Genomic DNA, 19,664 nt, shown 5'->3' on the forward strand with positions numbered 1-19,664 from the left:
GACCGGCGTCCGGAGCGGTTCAGCTGGCGGTGTGTGGCACGGTTACTGCTGCGCCTGGGTACCACCAAGTCAGGAGAAACGTCATGTCGCTGTCGATGATCCTCTTGATCGTGCTTGTCCTGCTGTTGATCGGCGCCGTTCCCGCCTGGCCTTACAGCCGCTCCTGGGGCTATGGTCCCAGCGGCGGTCTTGGCGTCATTTTGATCATCGTGATCATCCTGCTTCTCCTCGGCGTGCTGTGAGACGCGCCTGGTCCGCGAGGCGGCGGTTTCGCCGCCTCGTATGTCGCAACATCCATGCCAGGGTCCGGCTGCGTGCGAATGGCGCGGGCCGGGCGCCCGCGCGGCGGTGTGCGGGTGAGTTGCTGGTAGTAAATGCATTTCAAGGAAGAAATTACACGCCTGCCTGCTCAGCCGGCATGCTGGCGCACGATGTTCGCGCAACGGATGCTTTCGGCGCAGATCTGCTCGAGCAGTCCCGCGATGGGATCGCCGGCGCGCGACTTCTGCATGCTGAGCGCGAGGTCGGCGTGAAGCACGATCGCGCTCAGCGCATTGTTGATCTCATGCGCCCAGTTGAGCGAGGCGCTGACCGGCATGCCGGCCGTGGCGCGCACGCTCGCGCTTTCCACGCGTTCCCGGCACAGCAGAGGCCACAGCAGTGCCGCGTAATGCGGCAACCGCGCGCAGAGGCGCGCCGCCTGCTGTCGCGAGGGCGGCGTGCGCAGGTACGCGCCGACGGAGCCCGCGCTGCCGGGCAGCGGCGCGGTGAAGCCGGCATGCACATCGACCTCGGCCAGCCAGGGATCGTGCGCACCGTCGGGCGCGTAAAAAGGCACCGGCTCGCCGACTTGCATCGCGCGTTCGGTGGCGCTGCCGGCGAGCGGCACGGCGCTCGCCGCGAGGCTGGGCTGCGCGCCGTCCGCCAGCGACCACCGCCAGGCGAGGCGGCCGTGCCCCGCCTGCGCGAGCACGATCTGGAAGCAGTCCGCGCCGGCGTCCGCGGCGAAATGTTCGACCAGCTCGCGCACGGCTTCGCGCGCGTTCTCCCGCGCGCAGGCGGAGGCCAGCCATGAACCGAAGCGGGGGCCGGCCGCGTGGGGCGGGGCGCTCATTGCTTCTGCGCCAGCTCGTCGCTGGACGCGTAACGGGCAAGCTTGTTGTAGATCGTCTTCAGGCTGATGCCGAGCACCTCGGCCGTGCGCGCCTTGTCGTGGTTGAAGTATTCCAGCGTGCCAAGCAGCACGCGCTTTTCCATCTCCTCCAGCGAAATGCCCACGTGCATGTCGAAGCGCGTCTTGTCGCGCAGCGGCGCTTCCATGGTGTCCAGCACGGTGGGGATGTCGATCTGTTCCTCGGACAGTACGAAGGCGCGCTGGATCACGTGTCGCAGCTCGCGCACGTTGCCGGGCCAGTGGTGGGCCATCAGGCGCGTCATAGCCTCGGCGGAGAACTCTTTGTCGGTGCCGTAGCGCTCGTTGAGCCGCTCCAGCATGTGCGCGGCGATGTGGGGGATGTCTTCCGGATGCTCGCGCAACGCGGGCATGCGGATCGGGAAATCCATCAGGCGATAGTAGAGGTCCTGGCGCAGGATGCCCTGGTCTACCGCTTCGGCCGGCACACGATTGCAGGCAGCGATCACGCGCACGTCCACGGCGTGGCTCTTGTTCGAGCCCACGCGGGTGACGCGGCGTTCCTCCAGCACACGCAGCAGATGCGTCTGCAAGGCGAGCGGCATTTCGGTGAATTCGTCCAGGAACAGCGTGCCGCCCTGGGCCTGCTCGAAATAGCCCGCATGGTCGCGGACGGCGCCCGTAAAGCTGCCGCGCTCGTGGCCGAACATCTCGCTGGGCAGCAGGTCCGGCGCCACCGCGCCGCAGTTGACCGCGACGAAGCGCCCTTCGCGGCCGCTCAGCTCGTGCAGCGCGCGCGCGGCCAGTTCCTTGCCAGTGCCGCTTTCGCCATGAATGAGCACCGTGATGTCCATCGGCGCGACGCGCTCGATCTTCTCGAACAGGTCGCGCATCGTGCGGCTGTGGCCGATCAGGTCGCCGCAGCGCGTCGAACGGCTGCCGGAGGCATGGCGCAGCGCCGCGCTGGCGCGGGCCTTGTCCAGCAGTTCGTCGAGCTTCTCGCCGCGGATGGGTTTGACCAGATAGTCGGAGGCGGCCAGGCGCACGGTGCGGATCGCGCTGTCCACCGTGGGATAGCCGGTGACGACGACCGCCTGGCCGTGCCGCGACAGCGCAATGTGTTCCAGCAGATCCAGACCGCTGCCGTCGGGAAGCGAAACGTCGACCAGCGCCAAGTCGTAGGTATGGGCCGCGGCCGCGTCGCTGGCGGCGGCGAAGCTGGTGGCGGAGACCACCTTGCAACCCTTGAGTTTGGCGTGCGCGCTGGTCGCTTGGAGATAGCCGGGATCGTCGTCTACTAGCAGGATCGTCGGTGCGATGGCGGACATGGGCTTCTCAATGGGTGTGAGCCACCCGGAGCGACGCATGCGTCGCTTCGGCGTGTGTTGCGCGGCGGCGCGATGACTCGCGTCGCCATGGGGAACGGATGGTGCATGGGCTCGGGTGCACGCCCCGTCTAATTCGTGTCGATATGCCGATAGAGCGCATGTGGTGCGCCTGCGCGCCGCGGTGGCACATGCCTTGCTGGCTGTATCACGGGTGCCGATCCCCGGGCGCTGCCATATAGGCGACGAGACTGATGCAGGAACTGCCCATCGTGGCGCTGGTTCATGACGAGAAGGGCGACGTGGAGCGCGCGGCGGGCCGGCTGCGCGCGACAGGGCTGCGCAATCCGATGGTCCATACACGTGGCCTGGACGATCTCACGGCGTGGCACACGCGTCATGCGGGCGAGATCGCCTTCATGATCGTGCATGCCGATACGTGCCGGGCAGCTGGCGATGGCGACGGCGCTGTCGCGCGCCTTCCCGTTTATCCGGCGTTCGTGGTGGAGACCGTGGAAGGACGGCTCATGGCCTCGATGCGGCTATCGCCCGGCGTCACGGGCATGCCCGCAACGCCGTTCGATGCGCATACCGTGGTGCGTTCGCTGCACATGCTCGGCCTGCGTTGGCTGGTGGTGTGAGGCGCAGGATGCCGTGAAGCTCAGTAGAGCTGGGTATCCTTGCCTTCCACGCGCAGGCGATTTTCCACCTCGCGCACGCCGCGCAGGCTCTCGGCGATGGCTTCGGCGTCGCGCCTGGCCTGGCGCGACGGCACCGCGCCGGCGAGCACCACGACACCTTCGCTGATGCTCACTTCGATTTCGCTGGCGTCCAGGTCGCCGTCGCCGGCCAGCCGTTCGCACAGGACGTCGAGCAGATCGTCGTCCTCCGGCGCGGCGCGGCGCGGTCCGCGGCCGCGGTAGTCATCTGGATGGCGCGATCCATCCGCGCCCCAGCCGGGCGTATGTTCGCGCGAATAGCCGCGGGCATAACCGGCCGAATCGCCGGGTTCCTCGCCGGAAGGGCGCGGACGCGCGTGACCGCTGTATTCGCGCATCGGTCCCTGTTGCGCCGCCGGATAATCGTCGTCGCCAGAATCCGCGTAGCCGCCGTAGCTTTCGGGCCGGTTGATCCAGCGCGGGTCGCGCGGATCGCGTGGTGGGCGATGGGAAGGCTTCATGGCGTGTCCTCCAGTAGCGGTTCCGTCCAAGGCATACAAGCGCCATGCCAAGCGCACGCGCGGTGAGCGTCGCGTTCACGTGCCGGCACGGCGAATTGCATACGTGCTTCACGCCGCACGCTCCATGCTGCACGCGCCTGCGGAGGAGCACCCGCCATGACCGACCATGACCGGAAAGACGTGAAACATCCCCTGGATGCGCCGCCGAAGGGACGCGAGACCGAAGCCGAACGCGAGGCGCGCAAGCGCCGGGAGAGCGAGAACCAGGACCACTCGCTGGAAGAGACCTTCCCCGCCAGCGATCCGGTGTCGCCTTTCGTGCCAGCCAAGCCGCGCAAGGACTGACGGCGCAGAGATCGATGCCGCCGTTGCCGTGGCGCCTCGCGTTCAGTCGATGCCGGCGAGCGCGTAGATCTTGGTCAGCAGCGCGCCCATGTCGAAGGGCTTGGTGAGCATGTCCATGCCCGGGCCGAGCGGCGCGCCCTGCTGCAGCACCCAGGTTTCGGCGTAGCCGGTGGTGAACAGTACGCGCAGGCCTTGCCGATGCGGCGGCGCCTTGTCGATCATCTTGCGGCCGTTGAGTCCGGGCAGGCCCACGTCGGCGATCACCAGATCGATCGGTTGCCGCGTGCGCAGGATTTCCAGCCCGCGAAAACCGTTGTCCGCCTCGATCACGCGGAAACCCATCTCACGCAGCCGCAGCGATACAGGCTCGCGCACCGCCGGTTCGTCCTCCACCACCAGGATCGTCGGCTGGCCTTCGATCTTGCGTTGCCGAGGCGCCACGAACTCGATGTGCTCGCACGCTTCCTGTGCTACCGGCAGGTAGAGCGTCACGGTGGTGCCCTGGCCAGGCTCGCTGCGGATCCGCACGGTGCCGCCGGACTGCACGGCGAAGCCGTAGACCATCGACAGGCCCAGGCCCGTGCCGTGGTCCTTGGGTTTGGTGGTGAAGAATGGGTCGAGCGCGCGCTTGAGCGTCTCGGCCGACATGCCGCAGCCGGTATCGGTGATCGCGATCACCACGTAGTGGCCGCCCGCCAGGTGCGGCACCTCGGGCCGCTGCGCATCGTTCTCGATGCGGCCGGTGGTGATCGCCAGCAGGCCGCCGTCCTGCATGGCGTCGCGCGCATTGATCGTCAGGTTGAGCAGGGAACTCTCGAAGTGGTTCGGATCGCAGCGCGCCAGGCACTGTTCCTGCGAGAAGTCCATGCGCACGTTGATCGCTTCGCCGACGGTCTGGCGGATCAGCGACTCCATGCCGAGAATCGATTCGCGCACGTCGATGGTCTGGGTGACTAGCGGCTGCCGGCGCGCGAAGGCGAGCAGGCGGTGGGTGAGGGCCGCCGCGCGGTCGGCAGCGTGACGCGCGCTGTCGATGAAGCGGATGCCGTCCTGCACCTGGCCTTGCGCGGCGCGCAGGCGGGACACCTCCAGCGAGCCGATGATGCCTTGCAGCAGATTGTTGAAATCGTGGGCGATGCCGCTGGTGAGCTGGCCCAGCGCCTCGATTTTCTGCGCCTGGAACAGCTGCGAGCGCGCCTCTTCCAGATGCCGTTCGCTCTCCTTCCGCTCGGTGACGTCGCGGGTGACCATGGAAAAGCCGAGCAGGCGGTTGGACTGGTCGTGCACCGCGTCCATGATCACGTTCGCCTCGAAGCGGCTGCCATCGCTGCGCGTCTGCCAGCATTCGATCGAGGCCTTGCCCACCGTGCGCGCTTCTTCCTGCAGACGCATGGGCAGGCCGGCTTCCGCGTCTTCCGGCGTGAAAAAGATCGAGAAGTGCCGGCCTACCACTTCCTCGGCGTGGAAGCCCTTGATACGCCGCGCGCCGACGTTCCATTCGGTGACCAGGCCTTCGACGTTGAGCATGCAGATCGCGCAGTCCGACACGCTGTTGACGAACAGGCGGAAGCGCCGCTCGCTGTCGCGCAGACGCTCCTCGGCCTTGCGGCGCTCGGTCATGTCGCGCAGTACCTTGGCGAAGCCGATCAGCCGGCCGTCCTCGTCGCGGATGGCGTCCATCGCCGAGAACGCCCAGAAATAGCTGCCGTCCTTGCGCACGCGCCAGCCTTCCTCCGCATGGCGCCCGATGCGCGCCGACATCGCCAGCGCGTGCTCGGGCCGGCGTGCTTCGCGTTCGGCCGGAGCGTAGAACATCGATACATTGCGGCCCAGCACTTCGTCCGTGTCGTAGCCGAGGATGCGTTGGGCGCCCCGGTTCCAGGTGGCGATACGGCCGTCGGGCTCGATCATGTAAATCGCGTAATCGGCGATGGAATGGACGAGCAGCTCGTAGTGCTGTCGGGTGGTGGTCGGCATGCCGGCTCCTCGCGAAGGTCCGCTCGGCTGGCCGGACGTGAGAAAACGAGCAGGGCGCGCCACGCGCTCGGCTCGCGGAATCCTTGCTGGTCGTCTCAATGGCTGCGGGTTGTCAGGAAGGCAGCCCTTCCACGACACGTCCACGAGCTTCGGCGATGGCCGACAGCAGTTGCCGGCGGCCGTAAGGTTTGGGAAGGAAGACGGCGTGGGGGTGGGTCCATCCGCTGAACGGGTCCAGGTCGCCCGACACCACCACCATCGCGGCGTGCGAGCCCTGTGCGCGCAACCGGTCCACCAGGTCGGTGCCGCTCATGCCATGACCGAGGTTGACGTCGGTGAAGACCACGTCAATGTCCGCCCGAGCACCGGCCATGCGAATGCCTTCCTCGGCGCTGCGCGCGTCGATGACGTCGTAACCGGACGACTTCAGCAACACGCTGGTGACTTCGAGAATCTCGGGTTCGTCTTCAATGACCAGGATCGTGGACACAGGGAGGACTCGGAGCAGGCACGGGTTGGACTGTCCTCCCAGCGACATCACGGGCGCGTGACGGAACCGGCCGGCAGGTGAACGACCGGCTGGCACGAACCCTGCTCGTGCTGCCGATGGTTCCCTGGGGGAACCCGAGCCCTAGCGCGAGCCGAAACGAAGGAACCTGGCATGCCTGACCTCTGGAGCCAGTTCGAGGGCGGTTACTCGGACATCGAAGAACTGCTGGACGAGACTGGCCGCGAGGCGGACGAGGGCGTGCGCCAGTTCGCCTGGCGCTGGCAGCGGACGGCGCTGATCGCATGGGCCGCCCGCGCGCACCTGGCGGTGGAGAAGCGCATCTACCTGCGCCTGCCGCGTTCGCCGCAGGCGCACCAGTTGATCGAGCGTGGTCTCGAAGAGCACATGGCCATCCATGAGCTGCTCTCGGAACTCGAACGCGTGGCCGGTTGCGATCCGCGCACCTGGCGCGTGTCGTTCGAACAGTTGCGCACCATGCTCGAACTGCATGCTTTCGAGGCGGAAGGTGTGCTGGTCCCATACGCGCGTCGCTGGCTCAAGCCCGGCGGTGACGAACTGCCGGTGCTGCTGCAGGTGGCGAAAGACATCCGCGCACGCGGACGCATACGCGCGATGCCTTCGCCGCGCTGATCCCTTCGCGCCGATTCCGCCACGCCGATCCATTCGCGCCGGTCCGTTCGTTTTGGCATCCGCCAGCCTCACGCCACTCCACGCGCGCGCCTGTCTGCGTGCTTCGGCATGCGTTCGGCGACGTGCGTTGTCATGGCACCTCCGTTGCTTGCTACGTACGTCCGGTCAGCAGCCGGACGCTTGAACTCGATCCAATCGACCATGGAGATCGCTATGGCAAGCAAGCAGCAAGGCAACGCATCCAACAGCGGCAAGCAAGGCAAGTCCGCGTCGTCGCGCTCGTCCGGCAACGAGAAGAGCGCTAGCGGCATGTCCGTGCGCGAAGCCGGCCACAAGGGCGGGCAGCGCGTGCGCGAGCTGGTGAACGAAGGCCGTCAGAACGAGAAGCGTCACTGACGGAGCGTTGCACGAATTCCATTCCACCCCACGACACAGGAGCACCGACATGACGAAGCAGAAAGGGCAGGGCGACATGAGCGTTCGCGAAGCCGGCCGCCTCGGCGGCGAAGCCCGCAAGGAAGAGCTGGGACCGGAGGGTTACTCCAAGCTCGGCAAGCAGGGCGGCGAAGCCCGCAAGCAGGAACTCGGCCCCGAAGGCTATTCCGAACTGGGCCAGAAGGGCGGGCATCGCGTGCGCGAACTGATCGACAAGGGCAAGTCCGCCGAGTGATCGCATCCGCACCGGAGCGGTTGCCGGCGGGCAACCGCTCGTGCGGGCCCGAACTATTTACCAGCCCCGCCAACTTTTACAACGCGCCACGCCGATCCATCGCTTATCAAGCGCCCTGCAGACAGGCGTCGGGCGCCGCCAGAGCGCTGGCATGGCGGTTGCAAAAGTCCATCTCGCGCAGTCATCGAGCCGCGCATCACACGAAGCAACTATTGGAGGTAAACACGACATGGCCACCAACGAGCGCAATCAGGGAACGGGCAACATGAGTGTCCGCGAAGCCGGCCAGAAGGGCGGCGAGACCCGCAAGGAAGAGCTGGGGCCGGAGGGTTACTCGCAGCTCGGCAAGCAGGGCGTCGAGGCGCTGCGCGAACAGCGCGGCCCCGATGCGATGTCCGAGATCGGCAAACAGGGCGGCGAAGCCCGCAAGGAAGAGCTGGGCCCGGAGGGTTACTCCACGCTCGGCAAGCAGGGCGGTGAGCGCGTCCGCGAACTGGTCGAGAAGGGCAAGCAGTCCGAGGGCGGCCGCGACGAATGACGCGGTGCTCCCTTCCGTACCCGTCTCCCTTCAGTACCGGAGGACCATCCCATGACCCGAGGCGTAGGGGGGCACTCCCCCGCCAACGTGCAGAAGTACCTGAGCGATGTCTCCTATCCCGCCAGCAAGGAGGACCTGCTCGCGCAGGCCAGGCGCAATAGCGCCCCGCAGGAGATCCTGGACACCATCGAACGTCTCCCCGAAGACCAGTTCGGCGGTCCCCAGGAAGTCATGAAGGGCTACGGCGAGATCGAATAGTGGCGCGACAAGCCACCTGTAAACCCCACACACGATACGAGGTGCAACATGGCTAGCAATGAAGACAAGGGTTCCATGAGCGTTCGCGAAGCCGGCCAGAAGGGCGGCGAGATCCGCAAGGAACAGCTGGGGCCGGAAGGCTATTCGGAGATGGGCAAGAAGGGCGGCGAAGCCCGCAAGGAAGAGCTGGGGCCGGAAGGCTATTCCAAGCTCGGCAAACAGGGCGGCGAAGCCCGCAAGGAAGAACTTGGCCCTGAGGGCTACTCGGAACTCGGCAAGCAGGGCGGTCAACGCGTCCGCGAGCTGATCGAAAAGGGCAAGCAGTCCGAGTAAGCCCTGACCCGGCAGGCATCGGTTAGCCTGCGGTCCGCCGAGCGGCGCATCCCACACCCATGGTTGCGCGCCGCCCGGCGGCTTTTTTGCCCGTCGAGCCAGCGGCGAGTGGTCCGCGCCGATCAGCCCGTTCACCGTAGTGGCCTGGTGCTGTTCGATGCGCCGCACCGTGGCCAGTTCACCAAGCAGACGGCCGTCCATGCGCGCAAAGGCATGGCCGAAGCGCAGCGCTTCCATCTCCAGCGCGTTCATCAGGATCGCGTTCATCAGGATCGCCTTCCATCAGGATCGCGCGCACGCGGGTGAAGGCGTCGTCTTCCAGCTTGCTGATCGGCGTCTGCACCATGTCGCGCCAGCTCATCCGCTGGTCGACCAGCGCGCAGCCGCGGCCGTCGTAAAGGTTCAGGCCCATGTCGGTCTCCCTGTGATGGACGACGGTTGCTCAGCAAGAGCTGTGCCGCGGCGGCCGCCGCGAGCGCGCCGCGCGGCGCCGGTCGCGCGTGGAAAGATGTGCCGAGGCGGGCAAAATTTTCCAGCGGCGCGCGCCGCCGACGCGGGCCCGCGTCAGCTCAGCGCCGTGGGCGTATCGAAGGGCAACCGCTTTGCGCCAATGTCCGCCAGCCGGGGCGATGCGCGGTCCAGCGTTTCCGCATCGCCGTCCAGCACGAGCAGGATGCGGCCCTGCTCGATCTCGTCCTCGAACTTGCGCCGCACCGGATCGGGGATCGCCGAGCCGGCGAGCGCGCTGGCCCACGCGCCCACGGCGGCGCCGGCCAGCGCCATCGCGCCGGCGCCCGCCAGGGTGAGGCCAATCGGCGCGATCGCCACCGCCACCAGTCCGGCGAGCAGGCCGGACGCGCCGCCGATGCCTGCGCCGCGCAGCGCGGCAGGGTAGAAGTCGTTGTCGACCACCTTGCGTTCTTCCGGGATCGCTTCGAGTTCGATGTCTTCGCGGGCCACGAGCGATACGTCCTCGTGCGCGATGCCGGACTGGCGCGCGACGCGGATGCCGTCCTTGACCATGTCGATGCCGGTAGTGCTGTAGACGTGTCGGGTTTTCATGGCGTGCCTCGGCTGTCTGTGGCGGGGGCGGCGACGCGGTGCGCCGCCGTGGCGTTCACGTGCCTTGCGCGTTCCGGCGGGAACACTGTGGACGCGGCCCGGCGGATTCGCCGGATCGTTTCCATTGCCGGAGGAACTGCGTGTCCATGGCAGAGATCTCCCTGCGTTCCCGCGATGCAAGACGCGTGCTCGTCTACGCGCCCATGGGCCAGCCGCTCGGCGGACACGAGCTCGCGTCCCACCTGTGGGTGGCCGAGCGCCTGGCCGGCCTGCTCGGCATGAGCTACGGCGGCATCGGCCGCGACACCGAACGCCACCCGCGCGGCGAGCGCTACGTGGTGCCCTACCGCACGCTGAACCTGCGGGAAGCGCGCCGCTTCGGCATCGAGTCGCCGGCGGACCTGTTCGGCGGCGTCGTCACCGAAGACTTCGTGGGCACCAAGCTCATCACGCACGGCCTGGTGCGTCCGGGCGCGGTGGCGCCGTCTGGCTGGTCCGATCTGTTCGCTTCGAAAATCATCGATGTGGTGCTGCCGGGCTTTTCGGTCTTCACGCCCTCGGACCTGCGCACGGCCACCGGCCAGCTGCTGCGTGAAGGCGGCGTGCGCATCAAGTCGCCGCGCGACATGGGCGGCCAGGGCCAGCGCGTGGTGAAGACGGTGGATGAGCTCGAGCCGCTGATCGAATCCATGGGCCCCGGTCCGTGGCTGGAGGACGGCCTGGTGGTGGAGCGCAACCTGGACGAGGTCGCCACGATCAGCGTGGGCCAGGTCGTGCTCGACGGCATCCAGGCCACCTACGTCGGGCGGCAGCGGCTCATCCGCAACCACGATGGCGACATGGTGTACGGCGGCACCGACCTGCTGTGCACGCGCGGCGACTTCGAGGCCCTGCGCCAGCTGCCGCTCACCGGCGACCAGCGCCTGGCGGTGGAGCAGGCGCGCTGCTACCACGACGAAGCGATCCGCTGCTTCCCCGGTACCTACGCCTCGCGCGCCAACTACGACGTGGCGCAGGGCAAGGATGCGAACGGGCGCTGGTATTCGGGCGTACTGGAGCAGTCCTGGCGCATCGGCGGCGCGAGTGCGGCGGAGGTGGAAGCCGTGGGTTCGCTGCTGGCGCATCCGTCACGCCGTGCGGTATGGGCCTCGACGCGCGAGAGCTACGACAGGCGCGAACCGGTGCCGGACGACGCCAAGATCGTGTTCCACGGCGACGACCCCAAGGCCGGTTTCCTGGTGAAGTATGTGAGGACCAAACGCAGTGCCGGTACGTGACGACGTCATCCATATCACCATGCGTGGCCGCGAACTCGCGGGCACGCTGATCTCCCCCGCGCCGCGCATGCCCGGCGTGCTGATGGTGCACGGCTGGGGCGGCAGCCAGCGGCAGTACCGCAACAATGCCCACCAGGTCGCCGCGCTCGGTTGCGTCTGCCTGACCTTCGACCTCACCGGCCACGTTGCCACGGCGAGCCAGCGCGATACGGTCTCGCGCGAAGAGAACCTGCACGACATGCTGGCCGCCTACGATTTCCTCGCCGCCCACCCTCTGGTCGAGCGTGACTCCATCGCCGTCGTCGGCAGCAGCTACGGCGGCTACCTGGCCGCCTTGCTCACCGAACGCCGCAGCGTCCGCTGGCTGGGCCTGCGCGCCCCCGCCATCTACAAGGACGAGGACTGGACGGTCCCCAAGCGCCTGCTGGCCCGCGTGCAGCAGCTCCCCGATTACCGCAGGCGTCCCATCGAACCGGAAGACAACCGCGCGCTACGCGCATGCGCTCACTTCACCGGCGATGTTCTGATCGTCGAATCCGAACACGACGAAATCGTCCCAGGCGCCGTGCTGGCCAGCTACCGCAAGGCTTGCGAGAACACGCACTCACTGACGTACCGCGTCATCCGCGGCGCCGACCACAGCCTCACCGACGAAACCTCCCGCGAAGCCTACGGCTCCATCCTTTCGCACTGGCTGGAGGAAATGATGCTGGGCGCAAAAGGGCAGGTGCGTGCGGCGGCATCGAAGGTGCGGGGGAGTGCGAAGCAGGAGACGCCGTTGCGGAGGGTGGAAGGGTAGGCTGGGCTTTAGCTGTCTTATCGCGAGCACCCGCCCCTCATCCCGCCTTCTCCCCGGAGGGGAGAAGGAGAAGTGCGGTACCGAGGCAAGAAAAAGACAAGAGCGAGCGAAGCGATGCTCCGTGCCGCTCTTGATCTCCCGGGTTCCCTTCGCGGCGGTGAGGGCTGGACGATCAGGCCGCCGCAGGCGGGCGGGGACAGGGATGTCCCCGCCTTTTCGATCAGGGCAGGATGCCCTGTCGAAAAGCCCGGCCAGCCCTCAACGCACCCGGAGGTGGCGAAGGCCACCGGAGGGCGCCGCGCAGGGGGCCCTTTCTTCTTGGTTACTTCTTCTTTGGGCAAGCAAAGAAGAAGTAACTCGCTCTCCGGCAGGAGAGCGAAACCACTCGCCCCGCGAGGGGCGAGACCAGGCTGGCGGTGAGGCGACAACCGAGCCATGACGCCACTGGATTTCGCGCCAAGCAAAGCCACGCGCCAAATTCGCGCGCAAAAACCCAACAAACCCCCACCCCTCACACCACCACCAACCCCTTTTGACAACGAGTTCATAGCCACAAACCCACCATCCCAAGCATGAGCCGGCGCCCCCGCGCCCCCACATCGCAAGAGCCCGCCACGAGGACCCCATCGATGGCCACCCGCACCCGAGCCAAAGCCACCACCGCCGCCAACCGCCAGCGCGCCATCCAGCGCGACATCGACGAGAAGGACGCCAGCAAGTCGGCCTCCGCGAAGAAAGGCGCCGCCGCCAAGACATCCGCCAAGCCCAAGCAGGCCGGCGCACGCAAACAACCCGAGTCGCCCTTGCCGGAGCAGCATCAGGCCAAGCCCGGCAAGGAACACCAGCTGCAGCCGCGGCCGCAGTTCAAGGCGCCCGAGTACAAAGGCAGCGAGAAGCTCAAGGGCATGGCGGCGCTGATTACTGGCGGTGATTCCGGTATCGGGCGCGCCGTGGCGGTGCTGTTTGCGCGCGAAGGCGCCGACGTGGGCATCGTCTATCTCGACGCCACCGACGACGCCGAGGAGACCCAGCGTCACGTCGAGGAAGAAGGCGGGCGTTGTGTGCTGATCCAGGGCGACGTCGCCGATCCGGACTTCTGCGAGCAGGCGGTGGAGGAGACGGTGGAGGCGTTCGGCCACCTGGACATCCTGGTCAACAATGCCGCTTTCCAGGAGCACGCCGACTCGCTGGAGGACATCTCCGAAGAACACATGGACATGACCTTCCGCACCAATCTCTACGGTTACTTCCACATGGCCCGTGCCGCGCTTCCGCATCTGAAGGCGGGCGGCAGCATCATCAACACCGGCTCGGAAACCGGCCTGTTCGGCAGCCCCAAGTTGCTCGACTACTCGGCGACCAAAGGCGCGATCCATGCATTTACCCGCTCGCTGTCGGCGAACCTGGTGCAGAAGGGCATCCGCGTGAACGCGGTGGCGCCGGGGCCGGTATGGACGCCGCTCAATCCCGCCGACAAGCCGGCCAAGGGCGTGGCCAAGTTCGGCGCGTCCAACCCCATGGGGCGTCCGGCGCAGCCGGAAGAAGTGGCTCCCGCCTATGTGTTCCTCGCGGCGCCGAGCTGCGCCAGCTACATCTCCGGCGCGATCCTGCCGGTGATGGGAGGCCCGACCGGCTGATCGAATCGCCTTGAGCGATCAGGAGCGCAGCCATGAACATGACCGACCTCACCATGCCCTGGTACATGTTCGTGATCCGGGGCGCCATCGCCTACCTGGGCCTGCTCGTGCTGCTGCGGCTCGCCGGCAAGCGTACGTTCGGCGAGCTGTCCGCGTTCGATATCGTGGTGCTCATTCTGGTGGGCGGCACGCTGCGCACCGCCATCGTCGGCAATGACAACTCGCTGCTCGGCTCTTTCATCGGCGTCGCCACCATCCTGGCGCTGGACCGCGCGATCGCCTTCTTCACCGCGCGTATGTCGCTGCTCAACCGCATCGTCGAAGGCCAGCCCGAGGTGCTGGCACGCTATGGACTGGTCGACCGCGAGGCGTTGCGGCGGAACAACGTGCCGATGGCGATGTTCGAGCGCGCGCTGCGTGCGCAGGGCGTGCTGAGCGTCGGCGAGGTGGTGGAAGCCAGGCTTGAGCCGAACGGCAAGATCACCGTCGTGCACCGATGAAGGCCCCGGCAGCCGTATCCGCACCCGGCACGACGGCGGGCGAACGTTGGCGGCTCGGACGCGACCGGCCGTCCCGCCGTGTGGTCATCGCGGCTCTGCTGGGCAACGGCGCGATCGCTGCGACCAAGGCGGTGGCCGCCTTCGTCACCGGCAGCTCCGCCATGTGGAGCGAGGCGGTCCATTCGGTGGTGGATACCGGCAACCAGCTGCTGCTCCTGCACGGCATGCGGCGCGCGGCGCGTCCACCGACGCCGCGGCACCCGTTCGGCCACGGGCTGGAGCTGTACTTCTGGGCCTTCATGGTGGCCGTCCTGATTTTCGGGCTGGGCGCGGGCGTTTCGCTGTACCAGGGAGTGGAGAAGATCCGCGCCCCGCACCCGATCCAGCATGTATGGGCCAGCTACGTCGTGCTGCTTTCCGCGGCGGTGTTCGAAGGCAGCGTGTGGCTGCTGGCCTTGCGCACGTTCCGCCGGCAGACGCGCCGCCTGACGCTGCTCCAGGCGGTGCGCGCGAGCAAGGACCCCACGATCTTCACCGTACTGTTCGAGGACACCGCCGCCTTGCTCGGCATCCTGGTGGCACTGGCCGGCGTCACTGCGTCGACCGTGCTCGACAATCCCATTTACGACGGGTTGGCATCGATCGTGATCGGCCTGATCCTGGCCGCGACCGCCATGCTGCTGGCGAACGAGTGCCGCAGCCTGCTGGTGGGCGAGGCGGTGAGTCCGGAGGTGACGGCGGACGTACGCCGGCTGGTGCTGGCTCAGTCGGAGGTGAGCGGCATCAACGAGCTGCTGACGATGCATTTCGCGCCGCGGGAGGTGTTGTTGAACGTGAGCGTGTCGTTTGTGCCGTCGTTGCCGGCGGGAGCGGTGCAGGATGCGGTGAGTCGGATGGAGGGGTTGATCAAGCAGGCGCATCCGGAGATTCGGAGGGTGTTTATTGAGGCGCAGAGGGTTTGAGGTTTGTGTGGCGCGTAACGCGTAGGTTGGGGAGCTTGCGAACCCCAACGGGTGCTAAGGAGCACCTCGTCCTCTCATGTCGCCTCATGGCCAGCCATGTCTCGCCCCTCCGGGTCGAGGGTTTCGCTCTCCTGCCGGAGAGCGAGTTACTTCTTCTTTGCTTGCCCAAAGAAGAAGTAACCAAGAAGAAAGGGCCCCCTGCGCGGCGCCCTCCGCAGCCTTCGCTGCTGCGGGTGCGTTGAGGGCTGGCCGGGCTTTTCGATCGGGCATCCCTGCCCGAATCGAAAAGGCGGGGACGTCCTGTCCCCGCCCCGCTTCGCGGGCCTGATCGTCCAGCCCTCACCGCCGCGAAGGGAACCCGGGAAAGCAAAAGCGAAGAGCAAAAGCTCGCACTAGCTGTGCTTGCCTCGGTACAGCACTTCTCCTTCTCCCCTCCGGGGAGAAGGCGGGATGAGGGGTGGGTGCTCGCGAAGGGCCATCTACGGCGCCCAAGAAACCCATCACCCGCCCAACTGCCCCGGCAACGTCACAAACATCACCACATCCGCCACCCCCATCGCACCGGTAGCGACCCATCCACCCCAGCGTATCCATGGGCTGATCTTGTGCTCCCCCATGACACGGTGGTCGGTGGCGAGCAGCAGAATGACTGCCATCAGCGGTACGGCGGCGACGCCGTTGATCACGGCGCTCCAGAACAAGCCTTTCATCGGGTCGATGGGCAGGAGCGTGAGGGCGGTGCCGAGGAGGACGGCGGCGATCAGTACGGCGTAGAACGACTTGGCCTGCGCCGGTTTCTTCTCCAGGCCGGTGGGGCGGCGCCAGGCGTCGGCGAGGAAATAGGCGGTGGAGCCGGCAAGGACGGGGACGGCGAGCAGGCCGGTGCCGACGATGCCGGCGGCGAACAGGGCGAAGGCGAGATTTCCGGCGACGGGGCGCAGGGCGGAGGCGGCGTCCACGGAACTGTTGATGTCGGTCTTGCCGTGCGCGTGCAGCACCACCGCGGCGGTGAGCATGATGCAGAACGCCACGATGTTGGAGTAGACCATGCCGACCACGGTATCCATGCGGATGCGGCGGCGTGCCTCGGGCGCCTGCTGCGGGGCTTGCTTGAGCGGCTCGCGTTCGTCGCTCTGGCGCAGTTCCTCCACTTCCTGCGCCGCCTGCCAATAGAACAGGTAGGGGCTTATGGTCGTGCCGAGGATGGCGACGATCATCACCGCGTAATCGGCATCCGGCCGGATGCCCGGCTTGACCAGCGCCAGCAGGGTCTCGTTCCACGGCACGTGCACCACGAACAGCGTGCCTACGTAGGCGAACAGGCTGAAGGTGAGTACCTTGAGGTAAGGCGAGTAGCGCGAGAACGGCACATAGACCTGCAGCGCGAGGGAGAGCAGGGCTGCGACCGCGCAGTACAGCAGCCGCGGGCCGCCGGCGAGCAGCTGCACGGCCGCGCCCATCGCCGCTACGTCGGCGCCGATGTTGATCACGTTGGCGAAGGCCACCCACACGGCCAGGCTGCGCACCAGCCAGGCTGGGAAGCGCTTGTGCATGTTCTGCGCCAGGCCCTTGCCGGTGACGCGGCCGATCATCGCGCTGGCCGCCTGGATCGCCACCATCAGCGGGATCGATAGCAGGACCGTCCACAGCGTGCCGTACCCGAACTTTGCGCCGGCCTGGGAGTAGGTGGCGATACCGCTGGGATCGTCGTCGGCGGCACCGGCGATCAGGCCAGCGCTGAAGCGCTTGAGCCAGGGTGTACGGGCAGGTTGGCCGGTGGAGCGATGTTCGCGGTGCGCGCGTGGCGCCTGGGGGCGGCTGTTCGGCATGCGGCGGGGGCGTTGGCGTGGGACGCCAGCTTCCGTCGCGAGGTTTCATCCACGCGTGAAATTGGCGACGGCGCGCCGTGAGCCATTCATGTGGGTCCTTCGTGCCCGCGTCCGCTAACGCCGTTTCGACCGCATCTTCAGGCGGCATCGGTTACCAGCAAGGTAAGCGAAGGCCGTGGAGGCCCGCATGCCCGCCTGGAAAGAAACGCAGCTCGACGCGCCGGAAATTCACCTCGCCAAGCCGCCCGAACGCCTTCCCGCGGGCACGCTTGCCAGCGTGCGCCGGCAGGCGCTGGTCTGCCACGACTGCCCGCTGTGGATGCACGCCACGCAGACCGTGTTCGGCAAGGGGCCGGCGCATGCGCAGGTGATGCTGGTGGGCGAGCAGCCGGGCGCGCAGGAGGATCTCCAGGGCGAGCCTTTCGTCGGACCGGCGGGGCGCATCCTGGACAAGGCGCTCGAAGAGGCTGGCCTGCAGCGCAAGGATCTGTACCTCACCAACACGGTGAAGCATTTCAAGTTCGAGCCGCGTGGCAAGGCGCGCCTGCACAAGCGCGCGAGCGCGTCCGAGCAGGCCGCCTGCCGCCAGTGGCTGGCCGCGGAATTGCTGCGCGTGAAGCCGCGCGTGGTCGTCGCGCTCGGCGCCATGGCCGCGCAGACGCTGTTCGGCGCGCAGTTCCGCATGACGCGGCAGCGCGGGCAATGGCTGCCGCTCAGCGCCACCGCGCAGGGCCTTTCCACCTGGCATCCGTCGTACGTGCTGCGCGTCCGCGACGAAGCGTCGCGCGAACGCGCGTACGCCGAACTGGTGGCGGACCTTCGTCTCGTCGCCGCGCAGCTTGCCGCCACATGAATATCGCCGGGCGTGTGGAAGAGACCGTTGACCGCGTGCACGCATCCCCTTCAATCGTTGACCCGCACCATGCACCTGTGCGGATCGCCAGGGCGCGGCGCCGTGCGTTGCTTGCCCGATGCGCACCCACTTTCCCTGATGTAACCGGAGACAATCATGAACCAGAGCAAGCGTGGCTTCGGCTCGATGGACGAACAGAAACAACGCGAAATCGCCAGCAAGGGCGGCAAGGCCAGCCATGGCGGCACCGGCCGCGACAGCAGCGCCGACACCAAGAACGCCGGCAGCCGCGGCGGCACGCATGAGCAGCACGTCCGCGCGGGCGAGCAGAGCCACAAGAATCGCTGATACCCGACAGGCGGGGCCGCGGAGCGCCGCGGCCCCGCGGAGACCGTGATGAAGGCACGAGACATCATGACCCCGCAGCCGCGCTGCTGTTCGGCGGACGACACGCTGGAACACGCCGCGCGGATCATGCTCGAGGAAGACGTCGGCGAAGTGCCGGTCGTCGACGGACAACGGCGCCTGGCGGGCGTCATCACCGACCGCGACATCGTGGTGCGCTGCGTCGCCAGCGGCGACCGCGCGGACCAGGCCAAAGTGGGGCAGTGCATGACCTCCCCGGCCCGGACCTTGCGCGATGACGCCTCCGTGGAGGACGTCGCCAACCTGATGAAGGGCGAACGCATCCGCCGCGTCCCGATCACCGACGGCCAGGGGGAGATCTGCGGCATCGTCGCGCTCGCCGACCTGGAACGCACCAACGCCCGCTCCCTGAAGGCCGAGGTATCCGAGCGTGTTTCGACGCCGCATTGACCGCTACCGGCCGATCGCCACGTCCGGCGCGCACGCCGTCCAACGACAACGAGGTTTCCCATGAAACGCTTCAGCGCTTACGCGACCACCGCTCTCACCATCGTCCTGCTGTCCGCCGCCGGCTGCCGCAACAAGGACGACAACATGCAGCCGGGTGCTTCTTCGCCAGCCTCGTCGGCAACCGCACCGGCCACGACGCCGCCTTCGCCGAACCAGAGCAACCCGGCGCAGACCAACCCGAACCAGACGCCGCCCGCCGGCTCGACGTCGACGCCTGCGTCGAACGCTTCCTCGCCGGCACCGGCCACGACGACGACGCACTGATCCGGTGTGCGCCTGGACATCCTTCTCATGAGCTTCGTTTTCGACATCCGCGATTCCGACATCCGCGTTCCGCGCGAGGCAAGGGCCACCTTGTATGCACCGTCGACGTTCTCCTGGACGGGCATGGGGGAGGTGCCCGCCCCGACGCCGGACCCGGTGAAGCCGCCGGGAGCCCCGCCAGCGGTCCCCCCGACGCCATTGCCGGATTCGCCGGAGATCCCGCCGATGCCGGAACCGGCGCCTCCTCCGCTGGTGGATCCGGATGAGCCGGCGCCAGTGATCGATCCGGTGGCGCCGCCGGATCAGCGGCCGAGGGCGTGGTGTTGAGGGTGGGGCGGGGGCCGCCGGGGTGTCGGCGGCTTTGCGTTTTGCCTTGTAAAGCGGCGTTCGGTTGTCGCCTTATTGCCAGCCGTGTCTCGCCCCGTGCGGGGCGAGGGTTTCGCTCTCCTGCCGGAGAGCGAGTTACTTCTTCTTTGCTTGCCCAAAGAAGAAGTAACCAAGAAGAAAGGGCCCCCTGCGCGGCGCCCTCCGCAGCCTTCGCTGCTGCGGGTGCGTTGAGGGCTGGCCGGGCTTTTCGATCGGGCATCCCTGCCCGAATCGAAAAGGTGGGGACGTCCTGTCCCCGCCCGCCTTCGGCGGCCTGATCGTCCAGCCCTCACCGCCGCGAAGGGAACCCGGGAAGAGCAAAAGCTCGCTCGTTGAGCGT

27 protein-coding genes are annotated in these 19,664 nt (G+C 67.4%); 19 read left to right on the forward strand and 8 right to left on the reverse strand.

Annotated elements, in window-relative coordinates:
- The first annotated feature begins 89 nt into the window (after positions 1–89).
- A complete protein-coding gene (locus RKE25_RS11735; RefSeq protein WP_311842382.1) occupies positions 90–242 on the forward strand; it encodes a DUF3309 family protein in 153 nt (50 codons plus the stop codon).
- A gap of 167 nt (positions 243–409) precedes the next feature.
- On the opposite strand, the gene RKE25_RS11740 is transcribed toward RKE25_RS11735, so the two are convergent.
- Both RKE25_RS11740 and RKE25_RS11745 read right to left on the reverse strand, forming a co-directional pair.
- The gene (locus tag RKE25_RS11740) at positions 410–1,114 is read right to left on the reverse strand and encodes a hypothetical protein (protein ID WP_311838283.1); all 705 of its coding nucleotides are present in this window, start codon (positions 1,112–1,114) and stop codon (positions 410–412) included.
- Positions 1,111–2,460 (reverse strand): sigma-54 dependent transcriptional regulator, encoded by a 1,350-nt coding sequence (locus tag RKE25_RS11745; RefSeq protein WP_311838284.1) that lies wholly within the window; start codon positions 2,458–2,460, stop codon positions 1,111–1,113. The genes RKE25_RS11740 and RKE25_RS11745 overlap by 4 nt, the downstream gene beginning before the upstream one ends.
- A 251-nt stretch (positions 2,461–2,711) precedes the next feature.
- Here RKE25_RS11745 and RKE25_RS11750 point away from each other — a divergent pair, with 251 nt between their 5' ends.
- Complete coding sequence (locus RKE25_RS11750; RefSeq protein WP_311838285.1) at positions 2,712–3,098, forward strand: hypothetical protein; 387 nt, start codon at positions 2,712–2,714, stop codon at positions 3,096–3,098.
- 20 nt (positions 3,099–3,118) lie between these two features.
- On the opposite strand, the gene RKE25_RS11755 is transcribed toward RKE25_RS11750, so the two are convergent.
- Positions 3,119–3,637: a BON domain-containing protein gene (locus RKE25_RS11755; protein WP_311838286.1), complete on the reverse strand. Its 519-nt coding sequence runs from the start codon at positions 3,635–3,637 to the stop codon at positions 3,119–3,121.
- 156 nt (positions 3,638–3,793) lie between these two features.
- On the opposite strand from RKE25_RS11755, the gene RKE25_RS11760 reads away from it, so the two are divergent.
- A complete protein-coding gene (locus tag RKE25_RS11760) occupies positions 3,794–3,982 on the forward strand; it encodes a hypothetical protein (RefSeq protein ID WP_311838287.1) in 189 nt (62 codons plus the stop codon).
- 42 nt (positions 3,983–4,024) lie between these two features.
- Here the strand turns inward: RKE25_RS11760 and RKE25_RS11765 are convergent, their stop codons facing one another.
- Both RKE25_RS11765 and RKE25_RS11770 read right to left on the reverse strand, forming a co-directional pair.
- Positions 4,025–5,959: a PAS domain S-box protein gene (locus RKE25_RS11765; protein WP_311838288.1), complete on the reverse strand. Its 1,935-nt coding sequence runs from the start codon at positions 5,957–5,959 to the stop codon at positions 4,025–4,027.
- A gap of 112 nt (positions 5,960–6,071) precedes the next feature.
- Entirely contained in the window at positions 6,072–6,449 is a 378-nt protein-coding gene (locus tag RKE25_RS11770; RefSeq protein WP_311838289.1) for a response regulator, read from the reverse strand.
- Positions 6,450–6,620: 171 nt separating this feature from the next.
- On the opposite strand from RKE25_RS11770, the gene RKE25_RS11775 reads away from it, so the two are divergent.
- The 6 genes from RKE25_RS11775 (at position 6,621) to RKE25_RS11800 (ending at position 8,899) form a co-directional block, all read left to right on the forward strand.
- Positions 6,621–7,100 (forward strand): hemerythrin domain-containing protein, encoded by a 480-nt coding sequence (locus RKE25_RS11775; protein ID WP_311838290.1) that lies wholly within the window; start codon positions 6,621–6,623, stop codon positions 7,098–7,100.
- Between the two features lie 213 nt (positions 7,101–7,313).
- Complete coding sequence (locus RKE25_RS11780) at positions 7,314–7,496, forward strand: hypothetical protein (RefSeq protein ID WP_311838291.1); 183 nt, start codon at positions 7,314–7,316, stop codon at positions 7,494–7,496.
- A gap of 49 nt (positions 7,497–7,545) precedes the next feature.
- Positions 7,546–7,770, forward strand: a complete 225-nt coding sequence (locus RKE25_RS11785) for a KGG domain-containing protein (protein ID WP_311838292.1) — start codon at positions 7,546–7,548, stop codon at positions 7,768–7,770.
- 265 nt (positions 7,771–8,035) lie between these two features.
- Entirely contained in the window at positions 8,036–8,308 is a 273-nt protein-coding gene (locus tag RKE25_RS11790; RefSeq protein ID WP_311838293.1) for a hypothetical protein, read from the forward strand.
- 51 nt (positions 8,309–8,359) lie between these two features.
- Positions 8,360–8,566, forward strand: a complete 207-nt coding sequence (locus RKE25_RS11795; protein WP_311838294.1) for a DUF2795 domain-containing protein — start codon at positions 8,360–8,362, stop codon at positions 8,564–8,566.
- 48 nt (positions 8,567–8,614) lie between these two features.
- Positions 8,615–8,899, forward strand: coding sequence for a KGG domain-containing protein (locus tag RKE25_RS11800; protein WP_311838295.1), 285 nt, complete (start codon positions 8,615–8,617; stop codon positions 8,897–8,899).
- Positions 8,900–9,077: 178 nt separating this feature from the next.
- Here the strand turns inward: RKE25_RS11800 and RKE25_RS11805 are convergent, their stop codons facing one another.
- On the reverse strand, positions 9,078–9,311 hold the full coding sequence (locus tag RKE25_RS11805) for a hypothetical protein (RefSeq protein WP_311838296.1): 234 nt from the start codon (positions 9,309–9,311) through the stop codon (positions 9,078–9,080).
- 152 nt (positions 9,312–9,463) lie between these two features.
- Positions 9,464–9,961, reverse strand: a complete 498-nt coding sequence (locus RKE25_RS11810) for a hypothetical protein (RefSeq protein ID WP_311838297.1) — start codon at positions 9,959–9,961, stop codon at positions 9,464–9,466.
- Positions 9,962–10,107: 146 nt separating this feature from the next.
- On the opposite strand from RKE25_RS11810, the gene RKE25_RS11815 reads away from it, so the two are divergent.
- From RKE25_RS11815 to RKE25_RS11835, 5 genes are all read left to right on the forward strand, one after another.
- Complete coding sequence (locus tag RKE25_RS11815) at positions 10,108–11,238, forward strand: DUF3182 family protein (RefSeq protein ID WP_311838298.1); 1,131 nt, start codon at positions 10,108–10,110, stop codon at positions 11,236–11,238.
- On the forward strand, positions 11,225–12,037 hold the full coding sequence (locus RKE25_RS11820; protein WP_311838299.1) for an alpha/beta fold hydrolase: 813 nt from the start codon (positions 11,225–11,227) through the stop codon (positions 12,035–12,037). The genes RKE25_RS11815 and RKE25_RS11820 overlap by 14 nt, the downstream gene beginning before the upstream one ends.
- A gap of 629 nt (positions 12,038–12,666) precedes the next feature.
- Positions 12,667–13,674 (forward strand): SDR family oxidoreductase, encoded by a 1,008-nt coding sequence (locus RKE25_RS11825; RefSeq protein WP_311838300.1) that lies wholly within the window; start codon positions 12,667–12,669, stop codon positions 13,672–13,674.
- A gap of 32 nt (positions 13,675–13,706) precedes the next feature.
- Positions 13,707–14,174, forward strand: a complete 468-nt coding sequence (locus tag RKE25_RS11830; protein ID WP_311838301.1) for a YetF domain-containing protein — start codon at positions 13,707–13,709, stop codon at positions 14,172–14,174.
- Complete coding sequence (locus tag RKE25_RS11835; RefSeq protein ID WP_311838302.1) at positions 14,171–15,136, forward strand: cation diffusion facilitator family transporter; 966 nt, start codon at positions 14,171–14,173, stop codon at positions 15,134–15,136. Before RKE25_RS11830 ends, RKE25_RS11835 begins: the two co-directional genes overlap by 4 nt.
- A 500-nt stretch (positions 15,137–15,636) precedes the next feature.
- Here the strand turns inward: RKE25_RS11835 and RKE25_RS11840 are convergent, their stop codons facing one another.
- Positions 15,637–16,965, reverse strand: a complete 1,329-nt coding sequence (locus RKE25_RS11840; RefSeq protein WP_311838303.1) for an Nramp family divalent metal transporter — start codon at positions 16,963–16,965, stop codon at positions 15,637–15,639.
- Between the two features lie 187 nt (positions 16,966–17,152).
- On the opposite strand from RKE25_RS11840, the gene RKE25_RS11845 reads away from it, so the two are divergent.
- The 5 genes from RKE25_RS11845 (at position 17,153) to RKE25_RS11865 (ending at position 19,285) form a co-directional block, all read left to right on the forward strand.
- Positions 17,153–17,818, forward strand: a complete 666-nt coding sequence (locus tag RKE25_RS11845; protein WP_311838304.1) for a UdgX family uracil-DNA binding protein — start codon at positions 17,153–17,155, stop codon at positions 17,816–17,818.
- 156 nt (positions 17,819–17,974) lie between these two features.
- A complete protein-coding gene (locus RKE25_RS11850; protein ID WP_311838305.1) occupies positions 17,975–18,166 on the forward strand; it encodes a KGG domain-containing protein in 192 nt (63 codons plus the stop codon).
- A 48-nt stretch (positions 18,167–18,214) separates the two neighbouring features.
- Positions 18,215–18,634 (forward strand): CBS domain-containing protein, encoded by a 420-nt coding sequence (locus tag RKE25_RS11855; RefSeq protein WP_311838306.1) that lies wholly within the window; start codon positions 18,215–18,217, stop codon positions 18,632–18,634.
- Between the two features lie 60 nt (positions 18,635–18,694).
- Positions 18,695–18,958 carry a hypothetical protein gene (locus RKE25_RS11860; RefSeq protein WP_311838307.1) on the forward strand — a complete coding sequence of 88 codons (264 nt, stop codon included), beginning with the start codon at positions 18,695–18,697 and terminating at the stop codon, positions 18,956–18,958.
- 6 nt (positions 18,959–18,964) lie between these two features.
- On the forward strand, positions 18,965–19,285 hold the full coding sequence (locus RKE25_RS11865; protein WP_311838308.1) for a hypothetical protein: 321 nt from the start codon (positions 18,965–18,967) through the stop codon (positions 19,283–19,285).
- Positions 19,286–19,664 lie beyond the last annotated feature (379 nt).

This window comes from Dyella sp. BiH032, assembly GCF_031954525.1.
Taxonomy (GTDB): domain Bacteria; phylum Pseudomonadota; class Gammaproteobacteria; order Xanthomonadales; family Rhodanobacteraceae; genus Dyella_D.